Genomic DNA, 26,097 nt, shown 5'->3' on the forward strand with positions numbered 1-26,097 from the left:
AACAGACCAAAATAACCGCTCTTGTCATTCGTGTTGCTGCCATGCTGTTAGAATATGGCGCAGAGAGTCGTCTTATCGAGCAACTCGCTTCTCGCTTAGGAAGAGCGCTAGGATGTACTTCCATTGAAATTTCACTCATTCCCTCAGCCATTGTTCTTACCACTCTCATCGGTGAGTCTTCGGTAACCACCACACGAAGGGCTCATGAACAACCCATCAATATGTCGATTGTTCATCAAATTGTCTCTATTTGTATCTTAGCGGAACAAAACCCTCGCGACATTGTGCTGATTGAACGAAAAATTGAGAATATCCATGCTAACCATTACCCAAAATGGCTCGTCATCCCTGCTATTGGGCTTTCATGTGCTGCTTTTAGCCATTTGCATGGTGCAGATTGGGCTGGTTTTTGGATCACATTTTTGGCTTCTGCTGTGGGTATGGCGGTACGGATGGAGCTCTCATCTCGCAAATATTCTCTGCTCATTGTGTTTGCATTTACCGCATTTATCTGCACACTTGTAGCAAGCCTCTCGTTGTATCATGGTTTAAGTGACACTGCAAATATTGTGCTTTCTTCAAGCGTTCTCTTACTTGTTCCTGGGTTTCCCTATATCAATGCTATGCTTGACGCTTTCAAAGGATACATCAGTATGGGATGGGGACGTTGGGCACAAGCAACACTGCTGACACTCATGACGTCACTGGGAATTATGCTTGCAATCGGTATTTTGGGGGTAAAAGGATGGTAATAATCGAGCTTTTGCTGGGTGCGCTCTGGGCAGCGATTCCAGCGGTGGGATTTGGAATGATTTTTAATGTACCCCGTTCTGCTTTACCTTTTTGTGCTTTAGGTGGGGCATTGACTTATGGCGTAAGAGAAGTGTTACTTTATCAGCATCTTTCCATTGAACTTTCTACATTTATCGCGGCAACTACCATCGGTATTATCGGCGTTTTTTGGTCAAGACGCTATGTGATGCCTCGCCCTGTGTACACTGTTCCCTCTATCATTCCTATGATTCCTGGCAAGTACGCTTATGAGATGATGATAAGCCTGGTTTCCATGAATACCGATGGAGTCACGAATGCCCTACTTTCAAGCTTTATTGAAAATGGTCTGCATGCGGTGAGTATCTTATTTGCGATTGCATTTGGGCTGGTTTTGCCATCCATGTACTACACAAAACGCCAACAGCCAATTATTTAATACTATTAAATTTAAGGTTTCTTATTCTATGCTACTTCAACGGTGCATCTAAGAGGTAGAACACATACAGGAGGTTGAGATGTTTAACACTAAGAAGATTATTTTTATTGTTTTGGCTTTAATCGCCATGCTTTCCATGATTTATCTTACCCCTGAAATGGCAGGACTCAATTTTAAAGCAAAAGTAGCGCTTGGTGTTGGCATTTTTGCCATCATTGTCTGGATCACACAAGCACTGGATGACGCGCAAAGTGGCTTTTTAATCATCACTTTTTTAGTGCTCTTTGGCGCAGGTAAAATGAGTGAAGCACTCATTGGATATTCTTCAACGGGCGTTTGGATTGTTGTGTTAGGTATGATAATGGCAGCCTGTATGGGTGATACGGGACTTTCCAAAAGACTTGCGCTCATCATTGTAAGCAAGATTGGAAAATCAGCCATCAATCTATACTGGGCGATTTCACTCGTAACCCTTCTTATGACCTTTTTTATCCCTTCCCTTGCAGCTAAAACACTTTTAGTTATACCGATTATCACCTCGATGGGTTTGGCATTTGGTGTTGAAAAAGGACAAAGTTCGTTGGTTAAAGGCTTGATTTATATTGTCACCATTGCAGGCACGATGTACTGTATGGGCATTATGACCTCACACGCCGCAAACCCTATCTCTGTCAGCCTCATCAAAAATGCAACAGGAATAACCGTAGGCTGGATGGAGTGGTTTAAAATCGGCATGCCACCAGCCCTACTTATGGGCTTAATTGCAACGTATATGATTATTAAGATGTTTCCACCTGACATTAAAGACATCTCAGCGGGTCAAGATGTTATGCAAAAACAGCTAAGCGAGATGGGAAAAATGAGCGCAAAAGAGATTTATACGTTTGTCATTTTTATCATGACACTTCTTTTATGGGCAACTGATAAACTCCATGGACTTGACACCACGCTTGTTGCACTCCTTGCCGTTGCTGCGATGATAGCTCCCGTGCCGACTCAAGTCATGACATGGAAAGAAGCTGAGAAAAAAGTCCCTTGGAATGTTTTTATCGTGTATGGAGCTGGCTTATCTATGGGTTCATTACTCGTTAAAACAGGTGCTGCTGCGTGGCTTGCCAGTACATTTTTTCATCCCTTACTCAATCTTGATGTCAAACTACAAGTCGTCATTTTTATTTGGCTGATGCTAGCCCTTCAAGTCTTGTTTACAGGTGCAGGTCCAAAAACAACCGCTTTAACTCCTGTGGTTATCGCTCATGCTATCGCTGTTGCGGCTCTTCCAGCCAATGCCGGTATGCAAGTGACTGCATTTGTTCTTTTGGTTGCTATGAATATGCTCCACCAATACCTACTCCCCGTCTCTAACCTTCCAAATATCATCGGTCTAGCAACGGAAGAGATCACCTCAAGCGAGTTGATTAAAGTGGGAGCCATCATGAGCTTGTTTGGGGCTGTATTTTGTACGATTATGGTTTATACCTATTGGAGTTGGATAGGGCTATTTTAATACGATAGCCCTAAAATCGGGCGTTCTATTAAATTATCTTAGTAGTGGTGTTAAAGGTATTTCTTAAAACTCATTCCCTTCTATGCGATTAACACGAATCTCTATAAAGTCGTCATGCTTTGATGCGATGTAAATTTCAATAGGGCGACAGCAGACATAACAGTCTTCAATATAACTCTCTCCCACTTCACTACTAGGTTCGATAAAAATTGAAAAGTTTTCCCAGCAGTAAGGACAGGTGATCGTTTTATTAAATAGCGCGTTGTCCATAAAAACCTTTCGAAAAAGAGTATTGTTAGACTCTTACAAGTCTAACAATACAACATCGACCATCTCGCCTTTTTCAATTTTTTGAACATCTTTTTCAACGCGTAAAAGAACGGGATTGTCTAAGAGATTATTGAGGATGGCACTACTGCCCTCTTTTTTGCCTTCTAAGTCAACAGTAAGTTGTCCTTGATTAAAACGAAGATTACATGCGGTAAATTCTACAAATTTGGAGCGTTTTTTATAAAGTTCACCCATATATGCTTTTATCGTTGGCAGGGCAAAGGTTTGCGCACGGAGTTTGCGCAGTAATGGAGCGATGAACAAGAAGGTACAAACCGAAGCACTGTACGGAAAACCTGGCAACGCGTAAATGTATTTGTGTCCTGCTTTCACAACACGAATGTGACGACCTGGTTTCATGTACGAGCCATCGATGATATTTTCGATTTTCATATCGGTCAAAATACTTTGGATAAAGTCAAAATCACCAACACTACCGCCACCTGTGGTAATGACAATGTCACTCCACATGAGCGCTTGTCTAAGTTGTTTCTCTATAAGATCACGATCGTCTCGGATCAGTTTGAAGCGCATACATTCGCAACCAAGCTGTTTCAAAATGGCTTCAACAGTGACGTGATTGGAGCTTCGAATTTGAGCATTGGAAACTTTTGGCTCGCCAAAGTCTAAAATTTCATTGCCCGTAGAGAGGATGGCAACACGTGGTTTCATAAAAACTTCAACTTGCACTAAGCCGATTTCTGCCATCACACCAATCTCAGCAAAGCCAATCTTCGTGCCTTTTTTGATGAGCACTTCACCTGCTTTATAGTTCTCCCCGACAGGTCGAACCGCAAAACCTTTGGAAACCGCAGAAGTGATGTAAATTTTTCCTTCTTTCACCTCTACATTTTCAATAGGAATGAGTGTATCACTGCCCTCACTCATTAGTGTGCCTGTAAAGGTTTTTACACATTCACCTTTATGCACCACACCATGCGTCTCAGTCCCTGCAGGGATAAAATCGCTAATGACAAGTGAGCCTAACTGCTGGTCTTCAAAGCGAATGGCATAACCATCCATTGAAGAGGTAGTATGGGTGGGATTGTTTTCCAATGCAACGATATCAACAGCAAGGAAGCGTCCAAGTGCATCACCGATGAAAAGATTTTCAATGCCCATTTCTGTTGTGATGGAGTCTTCAAGAGCCTTTAGTGTTTCATCAAAAGGGAGGAAGGTTTTACTCATGCATCTGCCTTTAAGAGTCCAAAACCACTAAGCACATGTGAGCGCTCTTTGGCATAGACACGTTTACCATCTACCAAGTCATACTTCCAAATTGGCGCATTGGCTTTAAAGTCTTCAACAAAATCATTAATCATTTTAAGAGCAACTTTACGTTTTGGTGATACTACTGCTGCAATGTAACTTGATGTGTGGTTTGGCACATCACCACGAGAGTGGGCCATCAAAAGATAGGCATTTTGCTCTTTAGCTTTTTCTTGCCATGCATTAAACCAACTATTTAAAATAGGCTCGTAAATGTCAAAACTAAGCCCCTCTATGCCATCTTCATCTCTGACGATACCTACAAAAGGGATAAATGCACCATAGTTTTTATCGCAAATGTGATCATACCACGATGCTAAAATCGTGTTGACCGCTAAAGGGCCATTGTGAAGTTCAAGCATAACTCACCCGCCACAAACAGGAGGTAGAAGGGAAATTTTATCTTCTTTGGAAATTGGCATATTAAGGTCGCAAACAAGGGTGTCGTTCACTGCAACAGCACAGATGGCAAGCCAATCTTGGAGTTCTTTGTCTTCTTTAAAATAGCTTTTGAGTTCTTGTAGATTTGCAATATCTACTTCAATACTAGGGCGTCCGAGTGGGCCCAAAAATTCGATTTTTGCCACGAATGTTCCTTATAAAATGTAAGAAATTGCAGAAGAGTTAACCTCTTCTGCAATCTGATTTAGATAGGTAATATTCGTATATTTTTACTTAATTTCTCTTGTAGTACAGCTTCAATCGCGAAAAGTGTGCCTGTAGAGCTACTTGCACAACCACTACATGCGCCAAGATAGCGAATGTAAACGTCAGTCATTTTATCATCGCCCTCTTTGATATCTAAAATCTCAAGGTTACCGCCATCCATAACCAACATTGGGCGGATATTTTCATCAATAACTGCTTCGATTTGTTGGAATTTTTTAACAACAGTTAAATCATCAAAGTTGATGGTATTGCTACCTTCAATTTTTGCATTAGAAATAGCAAGCAGATGGTCATGTTCCATCTCTGCTCTGGTATCTCTTAAGATATCAACCAGATAGTACTCTCTTGCTTCATGTCCACCAGGTTTGATACAGGATTTACAAAATGCGCCTGCTTTGGTGTAGTTCGTAATCTCTTCAACGGTTTTAAGGTTGTTAATACGAATGACTTCTTTGATCGTTCCAAGGCTTACACGTGCACATTCACAAACGATAATGTCATCTTCAAATGATGCCGCATCTACACCTTTAAAAGATGCTGCTGCTGCTTTGATAACATCGTATGCCATAACAGAACAGTGCATTTTTTGAGGTGGAACAGCAGGAACATCTGGTGTATCGCGCATTGCTTTTTCAACGTCAATATTCGTAATTTTTACGGCTTCAGAAACTGTTTTGCCGATACAAAGCTCTGCCATTGTGTCAGAACTTGCAATCGCAGTACCACAACCAAAGCTTTTAAATTTTGCCGCTTTGATGATTTCTGTTGCTTCATCAACAATCCAGTAAAGTCTTACCGCATCACCACAACTCTCCGCACCAAAGTCTGCAATAATGAGCTTTCCACCCATGTTTTTTGCATCTTCTTCAGTGAGTTCTCCCATGTTACGTGGGTGGTTCATCAAATCTTGTACTTTTTGGCTGTACTCCTCCCAGATGGAGCCACCAATCAAACTATTTTTTGCCATTTTTTTATCCTCTATCGTTATTTAATTATAATTTACTGACGTGCCACTCTGGGGCATACGCATAGGTACTCGAAATTGCACGAAGTCTTACAACCGCTTTGTTAATCACATCAATCGCATAGTCAATTTCTTCTTCAGTCGTAAAACGTGAAAGTGATAAACGAAGCGCTGTATGTGCCAAATCTGCTTCCGCACCAATGGCTTCCATAACAGGGTTAGACTCTAATGCTTCACTCGCACATGCACTTCCTGTACTAGCACCTATGCCATTTTGGTTAAGATCCCAAAGCATCGCTTCACCCTCAATACCTTTAACACTAATCAAAATAGTATTAGGAACACGTTGTTCTTTTGTACCTACAACGATTGTCTCAGGAATTTTGAGCAGTGCATCTTCAAGTTTATCACGAAGACGTCTTACAGTACTTTTTTCAAAATCAAGTGCAGCAACAGCAAGTTCCATCGCTTTTCCCATACCAATAATGCCAGGAACATTCAGTGTTCCACTACGGCGGCCACCCATATGTTCACCACCATGAAGTAAAGGTGTTAGTCTTTGTCCACCACGAATATAAAGACCACCAACGCCTTTTGGACCGTGGAATTTATGTCCAGAAAAACTCATAAAATCGACATTTGCTTTTTTGACATCTACTGGGATTTTACCAACAGCTTGAACACCATCGGTATGAAATAATACGCCTCTTTCTTTACAAATAGCACCGATCTCTTCGATAGGGAAGATCATACCTGTTTCGTTATTTGCCCACATAATAGACACAAGTGCTGTTTTATCCGTAATGGCATTTTTCAAATCTTCTACGCTTATAACACCGTCGGTATTCACAGGTAGATAGGTCACTTTAACACCGCGTTCTTCCAAAAATTTACAGGAAGAGCCAACCGCAGGGTGTTCTACTTCACTGGTGATAATATGGTCTTTATCGCCATTTAAAATATAGTCGTTATAAATTCCTTTAATGACCCAGTTAATACTCTCCGTAGCACAGGAAGTGATGACGATGTCATCATCATCGCTTGCATTAATACCCGCATAGAGCTGATCCATAGCTTTGCGAAGTGCTGGATGGCTCTCACTACCAAATTGATGTAAAGAGTTTGGGTTACCAAATTTTTCACAAAAGTAAGGTTGCATTAGAGCAAATGCTTCTGGATCAAGCATCGTTGTCGCGTTATTATCTAAATAGACTCTCATCGTCTTATCACTCCATCCTATATAGGATAAACTTTATCCTAATTAATTTTTTGAATACTATTACTTTCTATATTAAAAAATACTAAAAAAATTTACGCAATGATCTGTTTTAACTCAGCGACGGTTGTATCAAATTCAAAAACCTCGTCAGGGTCTTGCTGTAAAAAACCATTCATCTTCTCTTTTTTACTGATCGCTATATCGAGCTCTTTATCATTGCCTTTTTCATATGCACCAATACGAATGAGAACCTCGTTCTCTTTTAAAATGGAATTGAGCCGTTTAAAACGCATCGCTGCTTTTTTATGCTCTGTATTAATCACATCGCCCATAACCCTTGAGGCACTGTTTTGAATATTGATCGGTGGATAAATTCCATAATCTGTGAGTTCACGACTCAAAACAATGTGACCATCCAAAATACTTCTGGATTGATCAGCAATCGGGTCGCTCAGATCATCACCTTCAACCAATACTGTAAAGAACGCTGTAATCGAACCTTTGCCCTCTTCTTTTCCGGCGCGCTCCATAAGCTGTGGTAAGAGTGCTAAAACCGAAGGTGGATAACCTTTTGAGGTGGGTGGCTCGCCTAAGGCCAATCCGATTTCACGTTGAGCCATCGCAAAACGTGTGACCGAGTCCATCATAAAAAGGACATCTTTACCTTGATTTTTAAAGTACTCCGCAATACTCATCGCTGTAAAAGCACCGTATTTTCGCATCAATGGCGAGTCATCGCTGGTTGCAACAATGATGACAGTGTTTTCAAGATTGCCACCCAAGTTTTTTTCAATAAACTCAGGGACCTCACGTCCACGCTCACCAATGAGCGCAACCACTTTAATGGGTGCTTCACTCCCTCTTACGATCATTCCCATCAAGGTAGATTTACCAACACCACTTCCTGCAAAAATTCCCATTTTTTGGCCTTTTCCGCAGGTTAAGAGTCCATCAATGGTTTTTACACCGACACGAAACGGCTCATTAATGAGTCCTCTTTTCATCGGGTCAAGTGGCGCTTTCATAATGGGTGCCATTGACGTTGCACCTACCGTTCCTTTGCCATCTTTGGGGCGAATAAACGGATCAACAACGCGACCCAGCAACTCTTCGCCGACAGGAATCATCATCCCTTGTTCACTAATGAACACTTTATCGCCGATTTTAAAACCTTCGATAAAACCAAAAGGAGAGATAAAAAAGGAGTTACGATCGACTTCGGTAATCATACCGAGTTCACTTTTGTTCCCATCTAAAGAGACAATTTTGACAATATCTCCAATGCTTGGTCTTAGCCCCATCGCTTCAATGGTTGTGGAGCTAATTTTAGTAATCGTACCAAACATAGGAGAAAGGCTTTTGCCGTGAAGTTTTTCTCTAAGACGAGTGAGTGGCATTAGTAGCGATTTGCCTGTGGTGCGTTAATGATATCGAAAAACTCTTTTCTCGTATCTGCCTTAAGAAAGAGCCCTCGAAGTGCTGATGTCGTAGTATTGGAATGCGTTTTTTCAACGCCGCGCATCTCCATACACATATGACGTGCTTGAATGACAACGCCCACTCCTTTAGGAGCGATAACATCATCAATCGCTTTTGCAATTTGTTCGGTAAGTTGTTCTTGAATTTGAAGACGACGCGCAAAGATGTCTACCATACGTGGAATTTTAGAAAGTCCTACGACTTTTCCATTGGGAATATACGCTACATGCGCACGTCCAATAATCGGTAGAAGGTGATGTTCACACATCGAATAAAATTCAATATCTTTAATAAGGACCATTTGATTATTGTCGCTCTCAAAAAGCGCTTCTCCCAACACTTCATTGGGGCTTTGATGATAGCCTTGAGTCATGTACTCATACGCTTTAAATACGCGCGTTGGGGTTTTTAAGAGCCCTTCTCTATTGGTGTTTTCACCGATAATTTCGAGCATGGTTTTGACAGCTTGTTCAAACTCTTCTTGTCTGTGCATTATGATTCACTTCTGTTAAAATTAAGACGAGATATTTTATCTCTATTTTGCTTTTTAATGGATAAAAAGCGACTTAAAAGCAATTTTTTGGTATATTTGAGCAAAATTTTATATCGAAAAGGGATTTTATGCAAATTAAAGTTAACCGTACTAATAGTGCTAATGCTGCAGTTGAGGCAACCATTTCACCAGCGCTATTGCAAAAAAAAGAAGAAAAAATGATTGCATCTGCAGCTTCAAATATGAAAGTAGATGGTTTTAGAAAAGGAAAAGTTCCAGCACATATCGTTAAAGCACGTTACGGCAAACAACTTAAAGAAGACGCACAAACTGAAGCACTTAGAGAGCTTTACACAAAAGCATTGGCAGAGCTAGATGTCAAAGCTGAACTCGTTGTAGGTGAGCCAAGTTTTTCTAAATTTGAAGAAAAAGATGGTGGTTTAGAACTCGTTATGAAACTTTCATTTAGACCAACTGTAAATGTTGAAGGCTATAAAGAGTGTGTACCTGAATATAAAGCTCCAAAAGTCACTAAAAAAGAGATCGCTGAGAGACTTGAAAAAACATTGGCACTTGTTGCTGAACTTAAAACTGTTGAAGAAAAACGTGCTGTTAAATCAGGTGACTTCGTTGTGATCGATTTCGAAGGCTTCCTAGACGGTGTTGCGTTTGATGGCGGTAAAGCAGAAGGTTATACACTTGAGATTGGTAGTGGTTCATTTATTCCTGGTTTTGAAGATGGTATCATCGGTATGAAAGTAAGCGCTAAAGCAAAAGAAATTGCTGTTACATTCCCAGAAAACTATGGTAACAAAGATCTTGCAGGTAAGCCAACTGTATTTAAAGTAACCCTTAAAGAGATCAAAGTTAAAGATATTCCTGAGACTCCAAGCGAAGATATGATCAAAAAACTTCTTCCAGGTGTAGAAAACCCTACATTAGAAGTACTTGAAGAGCAAATCGAAACTGAAATCCGTAATGAAAAATTAGCAAAACTTTTCAATGAAGAAGTTAAACCTAAATTTGTTGAAAATGTTTTAGAAAAAATTGCTCTTGACCTTCCTGAGAACATCGTTGATCAAGAGATTGATCTTCAAATGAGAAGTGTTTTTGGAAAGCTTAGCGAAGATGAAATCAAAGAATTTGCAGGTAATCCTGAAAAAATTAAAGAAAAAAGAGAAGAATTCAGAAATGATGCAGAAAAAAGTGTTAAACTCACTTTCATTGTTGACGAATTAGCAAAACAAGAGAGCATCAACGTCAGTGACCAAGAAGTTCTTCAGATGATCTACTTTGAAGCAATGCAACAAGGTGCTAATCCAAAAGAATACTTAGAGTTCTACGAGAAACAAGGTGTTCTTCCAGCAATTAAAATGTCTATTATTGAAGAGAGACTCTTCACAAAGCTTTTTACTAAAGGTAAATAATGAGCTATTATGTTCCTGTCGTTATCGAAAAAACAGGTCGTGGTGAGAGAAGTTACGATATCTACTCTCGCCTCTTAAAAGATCGTATCATTATGCTCAGCGGTGAGATTAATGATGTTGTTGCTTCTTCGATCGTTGCACAGCTTTTGTTCCTTGAAGCGGAAGATCCTGAGAAAGATATTTATCTTTATATTAACTCCCCAGGTGGAGTTATTACCAGTGGTTTTAGCATCTACGACACCATGAACTATATCAAGCCTGATATTAGTACCATTTGTATTGGTCAGGCTGCTTCGATGGGAGCATTTTTGCTTAGCTCTGGTACGAAAGGCAAACGTTATGCCTTGCCAAATGCTCGTATTATGATTCACCAACCATTAGGTGGTGCACAAGGACAGGCAACTGACATTGAAATTCAAGCCAAAGAAATTTTGCGTATGAAGCAAGTACTTAATGAAATTTTGGCAAAAAATTGTTCACAAAAACTTCCAAAAATCGTTAAAGATACTGAAAGAGATTTTTTTATGAGCGCAGAAGAGTCATGTGAATATGGATTAATTGATAAAGTACTTGATAGAAGTTTTAAATAACATAGTAAAGAAGGCAAACAATGGTTCGTTTCAATAAAGAAAAAGGTAAAACAGGTGTTTACAATATCGATGTCAAAGATGATACGATTGAGCAAGCTCCGCCACCGCCTACTCCCAAAGAGCCTATTGTAACCCAAGCGTCTAATGTTGAGCTTGAAAAATTTGCCGCATTGGTACTCAAGGTGTTAGGAGATGAAAACATTCCTCCTACACCTACCAACTTTCAGATCTATTTTGACAAACTCTTAGAGAGTAAGCCTGCTGCTTTTAAAAAACGTATCAATGACTTTTTAGAACTTGAAATCACCAATAACGATGAAAATCATGCCCGTATTGAGCGTGAAGTTAAAGAGGGTTTTACTCAGATCAAGAATATCATGCAAGTCGTTTCTACAGTTTATCGTAACCTCAATGTTATGCAAGAAATTATTAAAAAGCGTTCGACCCAACTAGAGACAAACTCTAATCCATTATCGATTCAAAATATTATCTCCTCTTTAAGTGAAGATCTTAACAAAATGTTTGGTTTAACAACCAAGCAAATTGATCTTTTAAAAGAGTATTATCAAAAAACAACGACGATTTTACAAGAAGTGGATAACCAATCTATTTTTGATGTGAAATATGGCGTTTACAACCGTCGTTACCTTTTAAAATCTCTTCAAGATGAGATTAAACTGATTAAAAACTATGCGCATCCAACTTCTTTAGTGTTGGCGCGTGTCAAAGAAGATACGTTAGAAAAAATTGTCAATAAAAAAGATAAAGACACTGTTGTACGAAACATCGCAAAGCTTCTACTTAAAACATCCCGGAGAAGTGATATTGTCGCACACTTTGGTGATGGTGTTTTTGCGATGATTCTCAAGCATACTGATATTGTGGGCGCCAAAAAAGCATGTGATCGTATCAGTGAACTTGTCTATCAAACAAGCTTTTTTGTAGGAACTGGTGAAGTAGAAACAGATATTGAGCTTTGTATTGTTGCACTCGATCCAGATCATAATGCAGAAGAATTTATTGCAGCAACACTAGAAGAGCTCCCTCATACAGGTAAAAGATATGTTCCATATATTGTATGTACGCCTTCCCTTCCAAGTGAGGAGCTATGATTAGAGAGGTTTTAGTTTATCCCAATAAGCTTTTACGTGAAACATCAAAAGATGTAACACATTTTGATGCACATCTACACACGCTTTTACAAGATATGTATGACACAATGATTTGTAGAGAAGGTATCGGCTTAGCTGCTATTCAAATTGGGGTTCCTTTAAATGTATTAATTATTAACCTTGTCAATGAAGATGGTGCACAACTTAGTGAAAATCTTTATGAAATCATCAATCCTGTTATCGTTGAAAAAGATGGCTTAACTATTTATCAGGAAGGATGTTTAAGCGTGCCAGGATATTACGATGAAGTTGAACGTGCTGCACACATTAAACTACGTTATTTTGATAGGAATGGCGAGCAACATGAAGAAGAGTTTACAGATCTAATGGCCATTGCCGTACAACACGAGATGGATCACTTAAAAGGTCGTCTATTTATCGAAAAACTCTCTTACCTAAAACGTAAAAAATTTGAAAAAGAGTGGAAAAAAAAGCAAAAAGCAGGTAAATAATCATGGAAGAAGCTGCCCCGCTATCCAAGGTTAAACATGCTAAATGCGCTACACTATACGGCAACAAAGCTTATGAGGTTAATGTCGAATCAACCTTAGTACGAGCTCTTCCTGGCTTCATCATTGTAGGAATGGCCGATCAATCCATTCAAGAATCACGCGAGAGAATAAAATCAGCTCTTGCGAGTGTTAACTTTCAGTTTCCTGCTCAAAAAATTACTATCAATCTTTCTCCTTCTGATCTTAAAAAAGAGGGAAGTCATTTTGATTTAGCGATTGCATTGTTGATTGCCATACAAAAAGAACGTTTTACGTGTAACGATTTTTTTATCTTTGGCGAATTAGGTCTTGATGGAAAAGTAAAAAAAACAAACACCATTTTTCCGATTATTCTTTCATTAGCGTCTCACATACCCAATTTACGTGTCTTAGTCCCCAATGAGCTGCTTTTAAAAGTGCAACAAATACCTAATATTAGGGCATATGGTATTGAAACACTCCATGATGCCCTACTCTTTTTTAAAGAAAAACGTTTTGATACAGAAACACCTGCAGATCACCAAGGTTTTTGCGAAACTATTTTAGAAATTGAAGGTAAACACTATTTTTACAATACTCAGTTTCCACTTGATTTTAGTGATGTGCTAGGACAACATCGAGCTAAACGAGCGATGATGATTGCTGCTGCTGGTATGCACAACCTTTTAATGGAAGGAAGCCCTGGATGCGGTAAAAGCATGAGCATTAAACGCTTACGCTATATTTTACCTCCTCAAAGCATTGAAGAGATACTCGAATCCAATGCCTACCAATCGTTACAAGAAGAAGATGTCGAATTAAGTCCACTAAGACCGTTTAGAGCCCCTCACCATACCTCCTCTCGCCCTTCTATCTTTGGAGGGGGATGTAATTTTCAACAAAAGATACGACTATGCAATAAAAATTGCGACTAATTAAATTCTAGGAGAATTCAATGACCTCTGAGGCTGTAGATTTATTAGATTTAACGCTAACAACTTTCCCTAAAGATAAAAAAGTCACTGTATTCTCATATGGTAGTATTTATCAATCTGAAACTAATTATTCTATAGCCATAATTTTAAAAGAACTATATCAAGAAAATCCTTCTTATATGGTGTCATATATCAATTTGAAAGAATTATTTGCGTTTTCTCTTGGTACTGTTATTGATAACCAACGAAAGACTGGATTAAATTCAGGTAGTATTGATTCATTTGAAATAAATATTCATTCTGGATTATTAGAACAAAGAAAAATAAAAGATATCCCTCAATTAAAAGCCTTTTTGGAGCAAATACCCGCAAAAATTAATGGATATAGTGCGCTGTGGCATAAAAATCAACAAAACTACTCTATATTCACTGATACTAATGGCAGAACTATTATTTTTCCTCATTATGAGATTGCAAGATATTTTTATTTTACATCATCATCAATGACAAGGCAAATCATGGCCATATCATCAGAAAATAACGCATTATTAGATGGATTATATAAAAAAGTACAACTAAAGAATGGAAAAGGAGAATTAAATCTCAAGTTTAATGCGAATAGTAACGATGCTGAAAATATTTTTCGATTTGCAATTGATCCTTATGCAAAAAATATGTGGCATCAAGTTCGTAGAGATTTATCTGCAAGTAAAATTACAATTGATGAAAACAAAAAACGCAAAGGATTTAAGGATTTTTCTCCTGAAATGATACTATCAGCAAATTTTCCAACTTGCGGCAAAACTAATTTTACTGCAAGAGTTAAAAACATCGATGAAAAGACATTACTTGTTCTTAGAATATTACAAGAAGATACTTTCTATCCATTTGAAAGCTTAAAAGTAATTAGAGAATTTTCTAATGGAAAAGAAGAAATAATTGGAGTTATCAAGAAAAAAGCACCAACTAAGAAGAATTTAACACATAAAATTAAACCAACAACTCCAAATACTGCATATACAACTGTTAATGTTATAGATCATGATGCAGATGATAGTTTAGAGGCAAAGCTCGACTTATTAAATAAAACCATAGAATTTGAAACAAAAATAATTGACGAAGAAGATAAAGAAGTTACTAGAAGTGATGATACAACCGATAAGGAACTAGATTTAAGCGCTAAAGATGCAGAAGGGCAAGGCAACTTAAATACAGCCGAAGAAAATCTAAAAGAACAAAATGACAATGAACGAGATTTTGTTACACTCGAAGACTTCAAAAGAATGCTTCTCTATTGTGCTGAAGCCAATGATGATTTTTCCTATAAAATTCTCAAAGATAGCAAGCTACCACAAAAGCCTGAAAAAGATGAGAAGAGTCGATATCAATGGAAAAGATCAAAATTATCAGATGGTATCACTCCAAGAAAATATATTGTTGTAGAAATAAAATTTAAAGAAATAAAGTTTGTGGTTATTGAAATTCAAAAAGATATTGTCGTAGAGGCGATGAGTACCCTTATGATTGATGATTCTCAAAATAACATAGATGCATATATCATCGAAAAAATTATTTTGAATATCGCGAAAACAAGCAATAGTTGGTTGCAAGGATTGGACTTAAATGTGAAATCAAAACCATTTTACCATTCTCGTGAAAAAGAAAAAGTTGATATTCAAGATTGGGGAAATCGATTCATAAAGATGTTGAAAGAATACAATTCGTAGTAAATATCTACTGCTTGGTAATTTTTGATGCAATCTATTCAAATGGATTTTTTACCTCTTTAGCCACATTCTCAATACTAATCTTCTCAGGCAATGCTTGCTTTTTTAAATACTCCACAATGGTATCTATTTGACGTTTAAGTGCAAAGGCATATTCTAAGCCTTGTTGGTCTTTAGTGATATCCACAGAGCCATGTATTGAAACTCTATCCAATCTATTTTCAAGTGTGAGTTCTTGTATTGTAATAACTTCTTCTTCATTGGCATAGGGATCAATACAAAGTAGTTTTTCTTTCATCATAGGTTCCTTATTACTTATAGGCTTTTGGTTCTGGTAAACTCAGCAGTTGTGTCTTTTTCTCTTCACTCATTTTAGGAAAGAAGTTAATTCCACTAAGAATCTCTAACTCTTTAACAGAGATAATGTGATAGGCTTTTCCTGGTTCATTATTGGTGAAATAGACTGCTGCTTTTTGTTGTTTGGGAGAATAGATAATTTTATAAATGTATGTTGGTACTAATACACCATTACCAATGGATTTGAGTGTTCCTTTGTAGATAGGTCCTGTAATAACATACAATGAACCTTCTTTTTTAGCTAGATAACGTGTTGCTGATTCTATATTAGACCAGATGCCTGTATTATGATTATGATCTTGAGGCACCATATTGGCTAAACTAAAACTCTCACTTTGAGCTGATTCGGTTGGCATATCAGCAGAGGGACTCATATGTCCTCTATCATAACCACTTTTTGCATAGTCTTTTAGTTCTGCTCGTTCATTTTGAGGTAAAAGAGTTTCTTCATGAAATTTATCTTTTCTAGGAACATCTGCATCAATAGCTGATGCTGTTAGATACTCTGCACTCCAAAGAGGTGTTTTAGAAATACCAGAATGCATCACGCCAAATGCTTCAAAGCATAATTCTTTTGTTTTTACTGCTAACTTCTCATTCACAATTTCTGGGGCTTCGCCATCCACATAAAACTCTGGACAAGCGGTTGGCGCCGCATAAAGCATAATAGATAATAGTGATGTGAGAAACAATGCTTTTTTCATACAAAAAACCTCTAACTAATGAAGATACTTTTTAAAGCGGGATATTAGCATATCAATGTGAGATTTGTGGGTGATATGAATCAAGTCATCTTATATTGTAAAAGACTATTCTGATATTATTAAACTGTAGATTTCAATTACTAGTGAAGGTAACAATGGAAAATATCCCTTCTGGAGATATATTTAAAGAATTAATCTCTGCTTTTGGGCAATTAAAGTCCAATATAAAATTGATAAATGACAACTACTTTGATATTCTAGGCTATAGTCATTATGAAAATATAAATAGTAATATCCTAGCTTATTATCTCTCATCAGAAAATGGACATAATTTTCATACATATTTTTTAGAAGCACTGTGTGAACTTTTAAAAATTGAAAATATTGATTTAGAATATTCTCGTACATTTAGAGAATATTGGACTCAAAAAGGTGGTAGGTTAGACATTCTGATAGAAACACATAATTGTGCTATTGGCATAGAAAATAAAATTTTTAGTAGGCTTTACAATAACCTAGATGATTACTACAAGACAGTTGAATCAAAAAATCAACAATCAAGCTATCTATGCGTATTATCGTTAAAGAAGGAACACAATACAAGCGGATATAAAAATATTACACATATCGATTTATGGAATAAAGTTTTTGAAAAAATTCCTTTTGAAGAATTTCGAGAAAATAAACATATAATATTTATACAAGAAGTCAAGCAAAATATTGACAATCTCAGTAACGGAAAACAAAAAATGAATGACCAGGAAAAAGCTTTTGTCCTTAAATATGAGAACGAAATTCAACAAATTTTTACATTGAAATCTAATTATGAGAAAGAATTAAAGCAAAAAATCATCAACTTACAACAAAAAATAGAAGAGAAAGGCATCTACCAAAAGAAAATCCAAATGGGCATTATTCGCTTAAATAATGACGGTAGCTATATCTTAGACTATATTTTATTTGCTGATTTTAATCTTGATGGCATTATTCTTGCTATAGATATTGTTTTAAATAAGCATGGCGAATGGAAAATTATCTTGCTTGATAGAGAAGGTGGTAAGTTGTCAAACAATCTTACTAATCTACTTAATTCTAGACATATTGATTTTGAAGAAATTACTTATGACACTATGCAAAGAGCACAAATAATGACTTCTTCAAGTAATGAATCAGATATTTTAACATCAATAACACATATTTGTGAAAAGCTTAAATTAGCTTAAAATACTTTTGCATTAATTACATATATTTTGATTTTTAGTACTTTATATATAATTACTATTTATTATTTTTCCACCATTTTTCCCTTGTCCAGGACCAATTTCAATAATATAATCACATTGGTCCAAAACATATTTGTTATGTTCTATAATAAAAATTGTGGAATCGTGATTGAGAATATCATCAAATAATTTAAGAGTTTTTGAAATATTTTGTTTATCAACACCAGAAAAAGCTTCATCAATTATATAAATTTTTTTTCTATTGGTGTAAGATATATTTTTTACAATCTTTAATCTTTGTGATTCGCCCCCTGATAGTGATGAAATTTCTTGAAATAATGTTAAATAACCCAATCCTAATTCTGCCATATATTTTAATTTTTCACTGATTTTTTTTACATTTTGAAAAATATTGGAATATATCAATTGCTCAATAGGCATTTTTAAAATATCTAAAATATTTAAATCATGATATTTATAAGACAATGCTAGCTGGTTAAATTTATTTCCATGGCATTTTGTACAAGTATTTTTAATTATATCGCCAAAGGGGATATCTATAAATGTATATCCTTTACCATTACATTCTTCACATGCACCACTTTCATCTGTAAAAGATATATTATTCTTAGAAATTTTATTATATTTACAAAATTCATTTTTTATACAATCGAAAATCTCTATATATGTTGCAATAATTGAGTTAATATTCCCATGTAAAGGTTTCTGCGAAATATATGTAGAATTATCTAAATTCTGATGTAGTGCAATAGCTAGCGATGTTTTCCCCGAACCAGAAGGACCACAAATTCCAATTAAAGAGTTTAATGGGAAAGTGATTGAAATATTAAGAATATTATTAAAACTAATATTTTGAAGGCAAAATAGATTTTGCTTTTCACTGTGCTTTTGTCTTTTATAAATAATGTTATTATCAATAAATTTTTCAACAATCATCCCACCATTTATACCTGCACCAGGTCCTAGATAGATAGCTTTATCACTTGCTTGAATAAATTTTTCATTATGGTCTATAAGAAGTATCGTATTCCCTCTGTTTTTTAAAGAAATAATTTGCTCGAGAATACCGTCCAGTTCTTTATAGTAAATACTCGAAGAAGGTTCATCTAAAATATATAATATATTAGAAATATTTGAATGTAAAATATTTGAGAGTCTTAATCTTTGTAATTCTCCACCAGAGAGCGAAGGGATAGAACGATTAAGTGTTAAATAACCTAGATTAGAAGCAATAAATGTTTTTAATACCATGAGAATAGTTTTAACGATCTGATTTATATCTTCTTGGTTGATTTTCATGAATAGTTCAAATAATTCTGTAATTTCTAGAGAATACATATCTCCAATTGAAAGGCTAGCAATTTTGTAATCTTTAAGCTTATCTGAAAAACGACTTCCATAACATTTAGTACAAAGTATTTGTTTTACATAAGATTTTATTTTTTGATTATCAGATTTTTGATTTGATTTAATATATTGATTAATCTCTGTTAATACGCCGATAAATGGAAATAATTTATTTTTATATGTGTTTTTTTGTTTAAATTTAATTGCATATTTCTTTGTAGAGATGTCCGAATAGAGTATTTTTTTCAAATCCTGTTTAGAAAGACAATCTAAGCTTAAATCTAAAGGAATATTATTATCCTTACAGTATTCATATAGTAAGGGATAATAATGATTACTTGTAAAATTATTCCAAGTTTTAAAAGGGAATTCTTTTAGAGATTTTTTATAATCAATAATGAGGTTATCATCAGGAACAAATTCATAACCTAAGGCGTTACAATTTTCGCATGCACTAGTATAATTATTAAAAGAAAAATCTGAATATTTAGCATGGAATTTATATGCAAACATCTGTTTGAAATAATGATCAATTCCCGTAAAAGTAGCAATTGTTGATTTCGGATTGGTATTGTAATTGAGCTGCTTTAACGCGGCTGTCGGAACAATATTTTCATAAGAATCAATATCTAGAAAAGTATTTTCTTCATTGACCCCAAGAATTTTGTTAAATTCATATTTGGATATTTTTTCTATAGTTTCATATGCTAATGAAGTTTTACCTGAGCCATTCGGACCTGATAATGCAATCATTGTATTCTTTTCTAAAGAAATATTTATATTTTTTAAATTGTTTGTTCTAACACCAAAAAAATTAATATTTTTCAATGAAAAACCTTTCAGAATAAATATATTGAGGTCATGATATGAATTGCAAAGTTTTAATGGTATAAAAAAATATTTTTTAGTTATTACTTGTTATAATACAACAATATAAATTCGGGAGCAAGATAATGCAATTAACAGATGAACAAGAAAAAGAGTTCCTTCATGTAGGCTTTGTTGAGATTGAATCGCTTGAGGAATTATCAGCTCAATACTCAGCTGGATGTTCAGGTGGTAGATCTGATTGCTGCACAAGAGTTTGTTCACAGGACCAAAATTTTGTATCAAGCACAAATGACTGGGAAAGATTTTTAGAAGTAAAAGGTGGTCAAGTTCAATACTAATGAACCGAGACTATAAAACCTTTGTTCTTAGAGATGGTGTTGATTTATACTATGATGAGACATTAGAAGTTGCGATATTCATTTTTCTGGCAACAAGGAAGAGAATAAAACTTAAAATTCGAAAAGAGTTTATTCTTCTTGTTAGTTCAATGGATGGAGCAACAATCCTTCATGATAAGTTTATTTCTTATGCATTTTCAAGTCAAGAAATTAAAAATTTTTATAATCTCTTAGATTATCTATATGAACATAATATTTTAATTGAGAAAGATTGGATTAGACTATTAGATTTTGATGATGATTATATAAAGTTATATGATAGACATTTTAAGTATTTATTAGATTTGACTTGTGGTGGCATTAAGGAAATAGAGCTTATCCAAAAAAGAATTTTTACTACAAAAATTGCAATTTTTGGCTTGGGCGCTGTTGGTGCATCATTAGCAAGAGAATTAGTAATGCTAGGGTTTGTAAATTTTCTTTTAATTGACTATGATAATGTTGATGAGCAGGATATCTCAAGAAACTTAATATATAATAATTTAAGTATCAATAATTCTAAGACAGAAATTTGTAAAAAAATGCTTTTATCAGTGAATAAGCATGCAAATATCACTACTAAAGAACTAATATTAAATACTGATACCAAATTAGATTTTTTAGATGACTATGATTTTATAATTAATAGTGCAAATACACCTTATATAGGCTATACAAGTATCAAGCTCTCAAGATATATCTTAAATACAAAAAAAATACTTTTTATATGTGGCGGATTTGATGCTCATTTGGCAAGTTTAGGCGAGCTTATTATCCCAGGAATAACACCTTGTTCTGATTGCTATACAACTTATTTTAGTAAAGCTCTTCAAGATTGGAAACCAATGCCTCATCCTAAACAAAATAGAACAAAAGTTTTTGGTGGTTTGTCTAGTCTCAGCCTTTTTTCTGCTTCTGCGGCAGCTATGCAAATTTTGAAATATTTTATTGATTATAATCAAGCAAATATACTTGGAGGAAGAGGTGAATTTTTGTTTGATAACTATATAGTAGACAAATTTGAAGTACCTAAGGATGAAAATTGTCAATTTTGCAAAAACTTAAAATCAAATATGAACTCCGAGGTTCAGTAAGTTTTATTCCCTCATTACACAATCCAAATTTTGTAGAATTTTTTAAATCCAACACAAGAATTAGTCTAAAGCTATATCTTGACAGAAAGTTGAAAGAGTTAGTTCAATTCCTTGACGGAACCAAAGAATTGCATGAATTAATAAATGAGTTAGATATTGATCAAGATAAAGCATTTGGATTTATCCAATATTTGGAGGATAATTGTTTAATTCAAACCAATGATATTTCCTTGCTAATAGAAAAACATAAATGGAACCATGTATTAAATTTTTTAGCAGATTACATTAAATATGATGAATTAATGACACGATTTTCTCAATTACAAAACAGCCATGTTGTAATCGTTGGATTAGGTGCTGTTGGTAGTTGGACAGCTATTCAACTCGCAAAAACAGGTATTCAGCATTTCGTATTGGTTGATTTAGATAAGGTAGATATTAGCAATCTTAATAGATCTTTTTTTTCCGAAGAACATATTAATGAATATAAAACATATTCTATTAGGAAGCAACTCCTAGAAATTAATAATAAAATTAAATGTGATGAAAAAAATATTTTAATGACTTCTCCCGAACAGATTGAAAAAATTATTATAAATATTAAATCACAAAATATTGTAGTTATTAATTGTGCTGATAATCCCAATGTTGATATTACTGCATCTTTAGTTCATCAAGCTTGCATTAAATATAAAATACCTTATATTATTGCAGGGGGATATAATTTACATTTAACTCTCATTGGACCCTCAATTATCCCATTTGAAACTGCTTGTTTTGATTGCATCCAATTTCAACTTAATTTCAATGACCCAGTAGATGAGATAATTAATTCAAGAAAGTTGGTTAGACCTAATAGAAATATAGGGAATATAGCATCAACATCAATAATTTCAAGCACATTTGTGGTAAACGAGACATTAAAAATATTACTAAAATCAAAAAAATTGTATCCCACAATGACTAATAGGAGAGGAACAATTAATTTTTTTGATAATGATATAAAATTTACTAATTTTTTCAAAATGCCAACTTGTAAAAGTTGTGCTACAGACAGTAAAATTTTAAATTTGGATCATTTTATTAATCTACTATACAAAGAAATATCTAATATTGAGAATATAGCTTTAATAGATAATAAATTATGTTTTGATAAAAATATTTATATGGATCTAGAATTGGTTATAGACTCTTTAAAAAAGATGAATTATAATTTATCCAATTTTCATAAAATAAATTTAGAATATTTACACTTGAGCAATCAAGCTTTGAAGCAATATGAAATGTTACTTTCAAATACTTATCTTCGACAAAATGCTTAAATATTACAATATTCTATTTTTATAAGATAATAAAGATATAAAATCGAGGTGTTATATGAGCGATATAGAACTAAAGAAAATTTTAGAATTCTGGCATATTCAAGAATTTTTATTGCCGCAGTCACTCGAAAATATAGATAAAATCAATGACGATACAAAAAGTTTGCGAAAAGCTTTTGCAGGAAATACTAATAATGTTGTCAAATGGATTTATGAAAAATTAAAATACCCACCAAAAGACGATTATATTTGGCAATTTATGATTTATGGTGGAATTTATAAAATTGAAGATGTTAAAAAACAGTTACTGACTTTTTTTGACGAGGAAGATGACGTAGAAAGTAGAGAGATAAAAGATAATGCTGCTACTTTTTCTTTAGCATTAGACCCGACTACTCAAAAAATTAAATTAGATGACATTCAGGTTTCAACAGTCCTTTGGGCATTAAAACAAATTTCAAAAGATCCTAAAAATTTTAATTTATCATTGCCTAATTTTAATAAAGAACTCGAATTAATGGTAGCTACACTTCAACAAGACGTTGGTTCTCTCTCAGACGACAAATTAACATTGGAAGAAGAAATCAATAAAGTTGCAACAATTGCTTTTCAGATTTTCGGTTTTGATGCAATATCTAATTGCACAAATTTTATAGTCATTGCAACTCAAAAATCTCAAAAAAATGCAGCACAAGAGAAAAATGATAATGATATATTGAATAGTTTTTTTATTGAAGATATTAATAAAACACTAACCTTTCTTAAAAATGGAAAATCTGACAATCTTATAACGCAATATCTTAATATGGATGAAAGTGCCGTCAAGAATAACCGAACTGATATCAGAAAAAACTTGGAATATTCGTATAACATACTTGCACCTATGAATTTTCCTGATGCGTGTTGGCCTACAAATGAACATCACCCTCTCGTTTATAGCCAGCAGTTTGCGATTAATTCCATAATCAAACGATTTAATAGTACTTCTAATGGTTTTTATGGTGTCAATGGCCCTCCAGGAACAGGAAAAACCACTATGTTAAGAGATTTAATTGCTTATGTGGTCACAGAGAGAGCAAAGATTTTAGCTCGTTCTGAAAATCATGAAGTACTATTTCAATCAAGCAAAGCAAAGCAAGCTTGGAAAACTGAAAATTGGACACAGTATATTAACCTTTTTACAGAAGATTTACTTGGCTTTGAAATGGTTGTGGCTTCAAGCAATAATGGTGCAGTTGAAAACGTAACTTTAGAAATTCCAACCCAAAAAAGTATTGACCCTTCTTGGTTAGAAAATTTCGATTATTTTAAAGAAATAGGAACTCGAATTATTAAAGAATCTAAAGTATCGGCTTGGGGTATGGGTGCAGCTTGCCTTGGTAATGCTTCAAATAAGAATGCTTTTGTCTCTAACTTTTGGTATGAAGATAAAAAGGAGCATGCAAAAACAATTCAAGGATTTAAAGATTATTTGTTAAAAATCAAACAACGTAGTGAAGATGACTTAATAGCTGAATGGAAATTGGCTCGAAAAAGTTTTCAAGATGCATTGAACATGGTTCAAAAAATGAAAAAGGAAAAGAATTCTATTTATACTTTGGCTGAAGAGTATAAAGCAAAAACCCTAAATGAGAACAAGCAAATAACTGCACTTATTAGCGAAAATAGTGAATTAGAGAAGAAAATTGCTACTGATGTGAAATCGATTGATCAAACTGAACAATTAATCCAAAACAAAAAATCTGCTTCACAACAATTTGAATTTTTCCTACAAACCTTAGATAATAAGATATCAACCATAAGTGTAAATTTGAGCGATACTAAAGAATTATTAAATGCTCATAGTCGGAGAAAAATGAGCTTCCTTGAAACTATTCTTGATTTGATATTTTCTAAAGGTAAACGTAGCAAAGCATGGAACAATAAAATGGTCCTATTAGAACAAGATGAGCAAAATTTTGGTAATGATATCATAGGACTTAAAAAAAAGAAATCAGAAACTCAGTTAGATTTGGAGCAAATTTCTTTTAATGTTACTAAGCTTGAAAAGCAAAAACAAGAATATGAAGAAAATATAAACAAATACAAGCTATTGATTTCTCAAAATACTTCAAAAATAGCTACTCACAAAAAAAGTAAGGAAGAATATGACCGTCTTTATCAGTCTGCATTAAAGACACAACACCAGCATGAAAAACGTAGCGATAAAGACACTGAACGCGAATTGTCTTCCCCATGGATGGATGATGAATTTTTTAAAGCTAGAGCCAAATTATTTATAGAGGCTTTAAATCTTCATAAAGCATTCATTCATGTTAATGCTAAAAAAATTCAATCAAACCTTTTATGTATCATTGATATTCTTCAAGGAACAGTTCGCGCTGACACTGAATTTAAAGAAGCAGTAAGACATGCTTGGGCAACATTATTTTTATGCGTACCTGTTGTTTCTACAACCTTTGCTTCGTTCCCAAGGCTCTTTAAACATTTTTGGAATCATGAAATTGGTTGGCTACTTATTGATGAAGCAGGACAAGCCCCTGCACAAGCTGCAGTAGGTGCCATTATGCGTTCAAAAAGATGTATTGTCGTTGGGGATCCTTTGCAGTTAGAACCAATTATTGGACTTCCTTTATCTATACAAAATATTTTAAGAAAAAAAGTTAATGCACATGATGACTCATTATTGCAACGAACCTCTGTGCAAAAAAGAGTTGATTTTACTGAAACGAATGGTACATATCTTGAAGATACGAATAACAATAATAAGATATGGGTCGGTTCACCTCTTCGTGTTCACAGAAGATGCAATAATCCCATGTTTGAAATATCTAATTCAACAACGTATTTAGGAATGATGGTTCAAGGGAAAAAAGATGTTATTAATAATCTTCCTATGAGTCAATGGTATGATGTGCAATCATTGGAATCTAGTGGAAATTGGATTCCAGATGAAGGCAAAAAAACACAAGAACTCATTAATGATTTGTCTACTCTAGGCATAACATCAAAAGAACTTTACATTATTAGTCCATTCAAAGATGTGATAAAAGGGCTAAAAGCGCTTTTTGCTTATTCTAAACAAGTCGATTCAAAAAACAAAATTGGTACAATTCATACAGTACAAGGCAAAGAAGCAAAAGTTGTTATATTGGTTCTTGGAAGCGATCCTAACAAAGATAACTCACGAACTTGGGCGGCTTCAAAACCAAATTTATTAAATGTTGCAGCCACAAGAGCAAAAGAAAGGTTCTATATAATTGGGAATCAAAGGCTTTGGGGAAATAAACAATATTTTAAAGACGCATTGGCATTATTGAATTTAAATTCAAGAGAGATATAAAATACCTCTCTTGAAGA

General features: G+C 34.6%; 25 protein-coding genes. 14 read left to right on the top strand and 11 right to left on the bottom strand.

Annotation, left to right across the window (positions count from 1 at the left end; translation table 11 throughout):
• Nucleotides 1-41 precede the first annotated feature (41 nt).
• The 3 genes from UCH001_RS11910 to UCH001_RS11920 all read left to right on the top strand — a co-directional run bounded on the left by UCH001_RS11910 (nt 42) and on the right by UCH001_RS11920 (nt 2,717).
• Complete coding sequence (locus UCH001_RS11910; protein WP_231963936.1) at nt 42-752, top strand: threonine/serine exporter family protein; 711 nt, start codon at nt 42-44, stop codon at nt 750-752.
• Nucleotides 746-1,210, top strand: coding sequence for a threonine/serine exporter family protein (locus UCH001_RS11915; protein WP_067178124.1), 465 nt, complete (start codon nt 746-748; stop codon nt 1,208-1,210). The genes UCH001_RS11910 and UCH001_RS11915 overlap by 7 nt, the downstream gene beginning before the upstream one ends.
• A gap of 79 nt (nt 1,211-1,289) precedes the next feature.
• Nucleotides 1,290-2,717, top strand: a complete 1,428-nt coding sequence (locus tag UCH001_RS11920; RefSeq protein ID WP_067178125.1) for a DASS family sodium-coupled anion symporter — start codon at nt 1,290-1,292, stop codon at nt 2,715-2,717.
• 63 nt (nt 2,718-2,780) lie between these two features.
• On the opposite strand, the gene UCH001_RS11925 is transcribed toward UCH001_RS11920, so the two are convergent.
• The 8 genes from UCH001_RS11925 to folE all read right to left on the bottom strand — a co-directional run bounded on the left by UCH001_RS11925 (nt 2,781) and on the right by folE (nt 9,140).
• Nucleotides 2,781-2,987, bottom strand: a complete 207-nt coding sequence (locus UCH001_RS11925) for a CPXCG motif-containing cysteine-rich protein (protein ID WP_067178127.1) — start codon at nt 2,985-2,987, stop codon at nt 2,781-2,783.
• Between the two features lie 33 nt (nt 2,988-3,020).
• Entirely contained in the window at nt 3,021-4,235 is a 1,215-nt protein-coding gene (locus UCH001_RS11930; RefSeq protein WP_067178128.1) for a molybdopterin molybdotransferase MoeA, read from the bottom strand.
• Complete coding sequence (locus tag UCH001_RS11935; protein WP_067178129.1) at nt 4,232-4,678, bottom strand: molybdenum cofactor biosynthesis protein MoaE; 447 nt, start codon at nt 4,676-4,678, stop codon at nt 4,232-4,234. The genes UCH001_RS11930 and UCH001_RS11935 overlap by 4 nt, the downstream gene beginning before the upstream one ends.
• Nucleotides 4,679-4,681: 3 nt before the next feature.
• Nucleotides 4,682-4,903 carry a MoaD/ThiS family protein gene (locus UCH001_RS11940; RefSeq protein ID WP_067178134.1) on the bottom strand — a complete coding sequence of 74 codons (222 nt, stop codon included), beginning with the start codon at nt 4,901-4,903 and terminating at the stop codon, nt 4,682-4,684.
• Between the two features lie 59 nt (nt 4,904-4,962).
• Entirely contained in the window at nt 4,963-5,952 is a 990-nt protein-coding gene (locus UCH001_RS11945) for an iron-sulfur cluster assembly scaffold protein (RefSeq protein ID WP_067178137.1), read from the bottom strand.
• A gap of 25 nt (nt 5,953-5,977) precedes the next feature.
• Nucleotides 5,978-7,168: a NifS family cysteine desulfurase gene (locus UCH001_RS11950; RefSeq protein ID WP_067178139.1), complete on the bottom strand. Its 1,191-nt coding sequence runs from the start codon at nt 7,166-7,168 to the stop codon at nt 5,978-5,980.
• Nucleotides 7,169-7,260: 92 nt separating this feature from the next.
• Nucleotides 7,261-8,565, bottom strand: coding sequence for a flagellar protein export ATPase FliI (gene fliI / locus UCH001_RS11955; protein WP_067178140.1), 1,305 nt, complete (start codon nt 8,563-8,565; stop codon nt 7,261-7,263).
• On the bottom strand, nt 8,565-9,140 hold the full coding sequence (gene folE / locus UCH001_RS11960; protein ID WP_067178142.1) for a GTP cyclohydrolase I FolE: 576 nt from the start codon (nt 9,138-9,140) through the stop codon (nt 8,565-8,567). The genes fliI and folE overlap by 1 nt, the downstream gene beginning before the upstream one ends.
• A gap of 128 nt (nt 9,141-9,268) precedes the next feature.
• Here folE and tig point away from each other — a divergent pair, with 128 nt between their 5' ends.
• From tig to UCH001_RS11990, 6 genes are read left to right on the top strand one after another with little or no spacing between them, the layout of a single operon-like run.
• Nucleotides 9,269-10,567 carry a trigger factor gene (gene tig, locus UCH001_RS11965; protein ID WP_067178144.1) on the top strand — a complete coding sequence of 433 codons (1,299 nt, stop codon included), beginning with the start codon at nt 9,269-9,271 and terminating at the stop codon, nt 10,565-10,567.
• On the top strand, nt 10,567-11,157 hold the full coding sequence (gene clpP / locus UCH001_RS11970) for an ATP-dependent Clp endopeptidase proteolytic subunit ClpP (RefSeq protein ID WP_067178147.1): 591 nt from the start codon (nt 10,567-10,569) through the stop codon (nt 11,155-11,157). The genes tig and clpP overlap by 1 nt, the downstream gene beginning before the upstream one ends.
• 20 nt (nt 11,158-11,177) lie before the next feature.
• The gene (locus UCH001_RS11975) at nt 11,178-12,269 is read left to right on the top strand and encodes a diguanylate cyclase (RefSeq protein WP_067178149.1); all 1,092 of its coding nucleotides are present in this window, start codon (nt 11,178-11,180) and stop codon (nt 12,267-12,269) included.
• Nucleotides 12,266-12,781 carry a peptide deformylase gene (gene def, locus UCH001_RS11980; RefSeq protein WP_067178155.1) on the top strand — a complete coding sequence of 172 codons (516 nt, stop codon included), beginning with the start codon at nt 12,266-12,268 and terminating at the stop codon, nt 12,779-12,781. The genes UCH001_RS11975 and def overlap by 4 nt, the downstream gene beginning before the upstream one ends.
• 2 nt (nt 12,782-12,783) lie before the next feature.
• Nucleotides 12,784-13,734 carry a magnesium chelatase domain-containing protein gene (locus UCH001_RS11985; protein ID WP_231963937.1) on the top strand — a complete coding sequence of 317 codons (951 nt, stop codon included), beginning with the start codon at nt 12,784-12,786 and terminating at the stop codon, nt 13,732-13,734.
• 20 nt (nt 13,735-13,754) lie between these two features.
• A complete protein-coding gene (locus tag UCH001_RS11990; protein ID WP_067178156.1) occupies nt 13,755-15,461 on the top strand; it encodes a hypothetical protein in 1,707 nt (568 codons plus the stop codon).
• A gap of 34 nt (nt 15,462-15,495) precedes the next feature.
• Here UCH001_RS11990 and UCH001_RS11995 read toward each other — a convergent pair whose 3' ends face one another.
• Nucleotides 15,496-15,759, bottom strand: coding sequence for a hypothetical protein (locus UCH001_RS11995; RefSeq protein WP_067178161.1), 264 nt, complete (start codon nt 15,757-15,759; stop codon nt 15,496-15,498).
• Between the two features lie 13 nt (nt 15,760-15,772).
• A complete protein-coding gene (locus UCH001_RS12000; protein ID WP_067178163.1) occupies nt 15,773-16,522 on the bottom strand; it encodes a DNA/RNA non-specific endonuclease in 750 nt (249 codons plus the stop codon).
• Nucleotides 16,523-16,677: 155 nt separating this feature from the next.
• On the opposite strand from UCH001_RS12000, the gene UCH001_RS12005 reads away from it, so the two are divergent.
• Entirely contained in the window at nt 16,678-17,745 is a 1,068-nt protein-coding gene (locus tag UCH001_RS12005; RefSeq protein ID WP_067178166.1) for a PD-(D/E)XK nuclease family protein, read from the top strand.
• Nucleotides 17,746-17,787: 42 nt separating this feature from the next.
• Here the strand turns inward: UCH001_RS12005 and UCH001_RS12010 are convergent, their stop codons facing one another.
• Complete coding sequence (locus UCH001_RS12010; RefSeq protein WP_067178167.1) at nt 17,788-19,941, bottom strand: ATP-binding cassette domain-containing protein; 2,154 nt, start codon at nt 19,939-19,941, stop codon at nt 17,788-17,790.
• Nucleotides 19,942-20,066: 125 nt separating this feature from the next.
• Here UCH001_RS12010 and UCH001_RS12015 point away from each other — a divergent pair, with 125 nt between their 5' ends.
• The 4 genes from UCH001_RS12015 to UCH001_RS12030 are packed head-to-tail and all read left to right on the top strand — an operon-like array spanning nt 20,067 to nt 26,080.
• Complete coding sequence (locus UCH001_RS12015; RefSeq protein ID WP_067178168.1) at nt 20,067-20,282, top strand: hypothetical protein; 216 nt, start codon at nt 20,067-20,069, stop codon at nt 20,280-20,282.
• The gene (locus tag UCH001_RS12020; RefSeq protein ID WP_067178171.1) at nt 20,282-21,415 is read left to right on the top strand and encodes a ThiF family adenylyltransferase; all 1,134 of its coding nucleotides are present in this window, start codon (nt 20,282-20,284) and stop codon (nt 21,413-21,415) included. Before UCH001_RS12015 ends, UCH001_RS12020 begins: the two co-directional genes overlap by 1 nt.
• Nucleotides 21,364-22,737, top strand: coding sequence for a ThiF family adenylyltransferase (locus UCH001_RS12025; protein WP_067178172.1), 1,374 nt, complete (start codon nt 21,364-21,366; stop codon nt 22,735-22,737). Before UCH001_RS12020 ends, UCH001_RS12025 begins: the two co-directional genes overlap by 52 nt.
• Nucleotides 22,738-22,792: 55 nt before the next feature.
• Complete coding sequence (locus tag UCH001_RS12030; RefSeq protein WP_067178174.1) at nt 22,793-26,080, top strand: DEAD/DEAH box helicase; 3,288 nt, start codon at nt 22,793-22,795, stop codon at nt 26,078-26,080.
• The last annotated feature ends 17 nt before the right edge of the window (nt 26,081-26,097 follow it).

Origin of the sequence: Sulfurospirillum sp. UCH001, assembly GCF_001548035.1 — a bacterium.
Lineage (GTDB): Bacteria > Campylobacterota > Campylobacteria > Campylobacterales > Sulfurospirillaceae > Sulfurospirillum.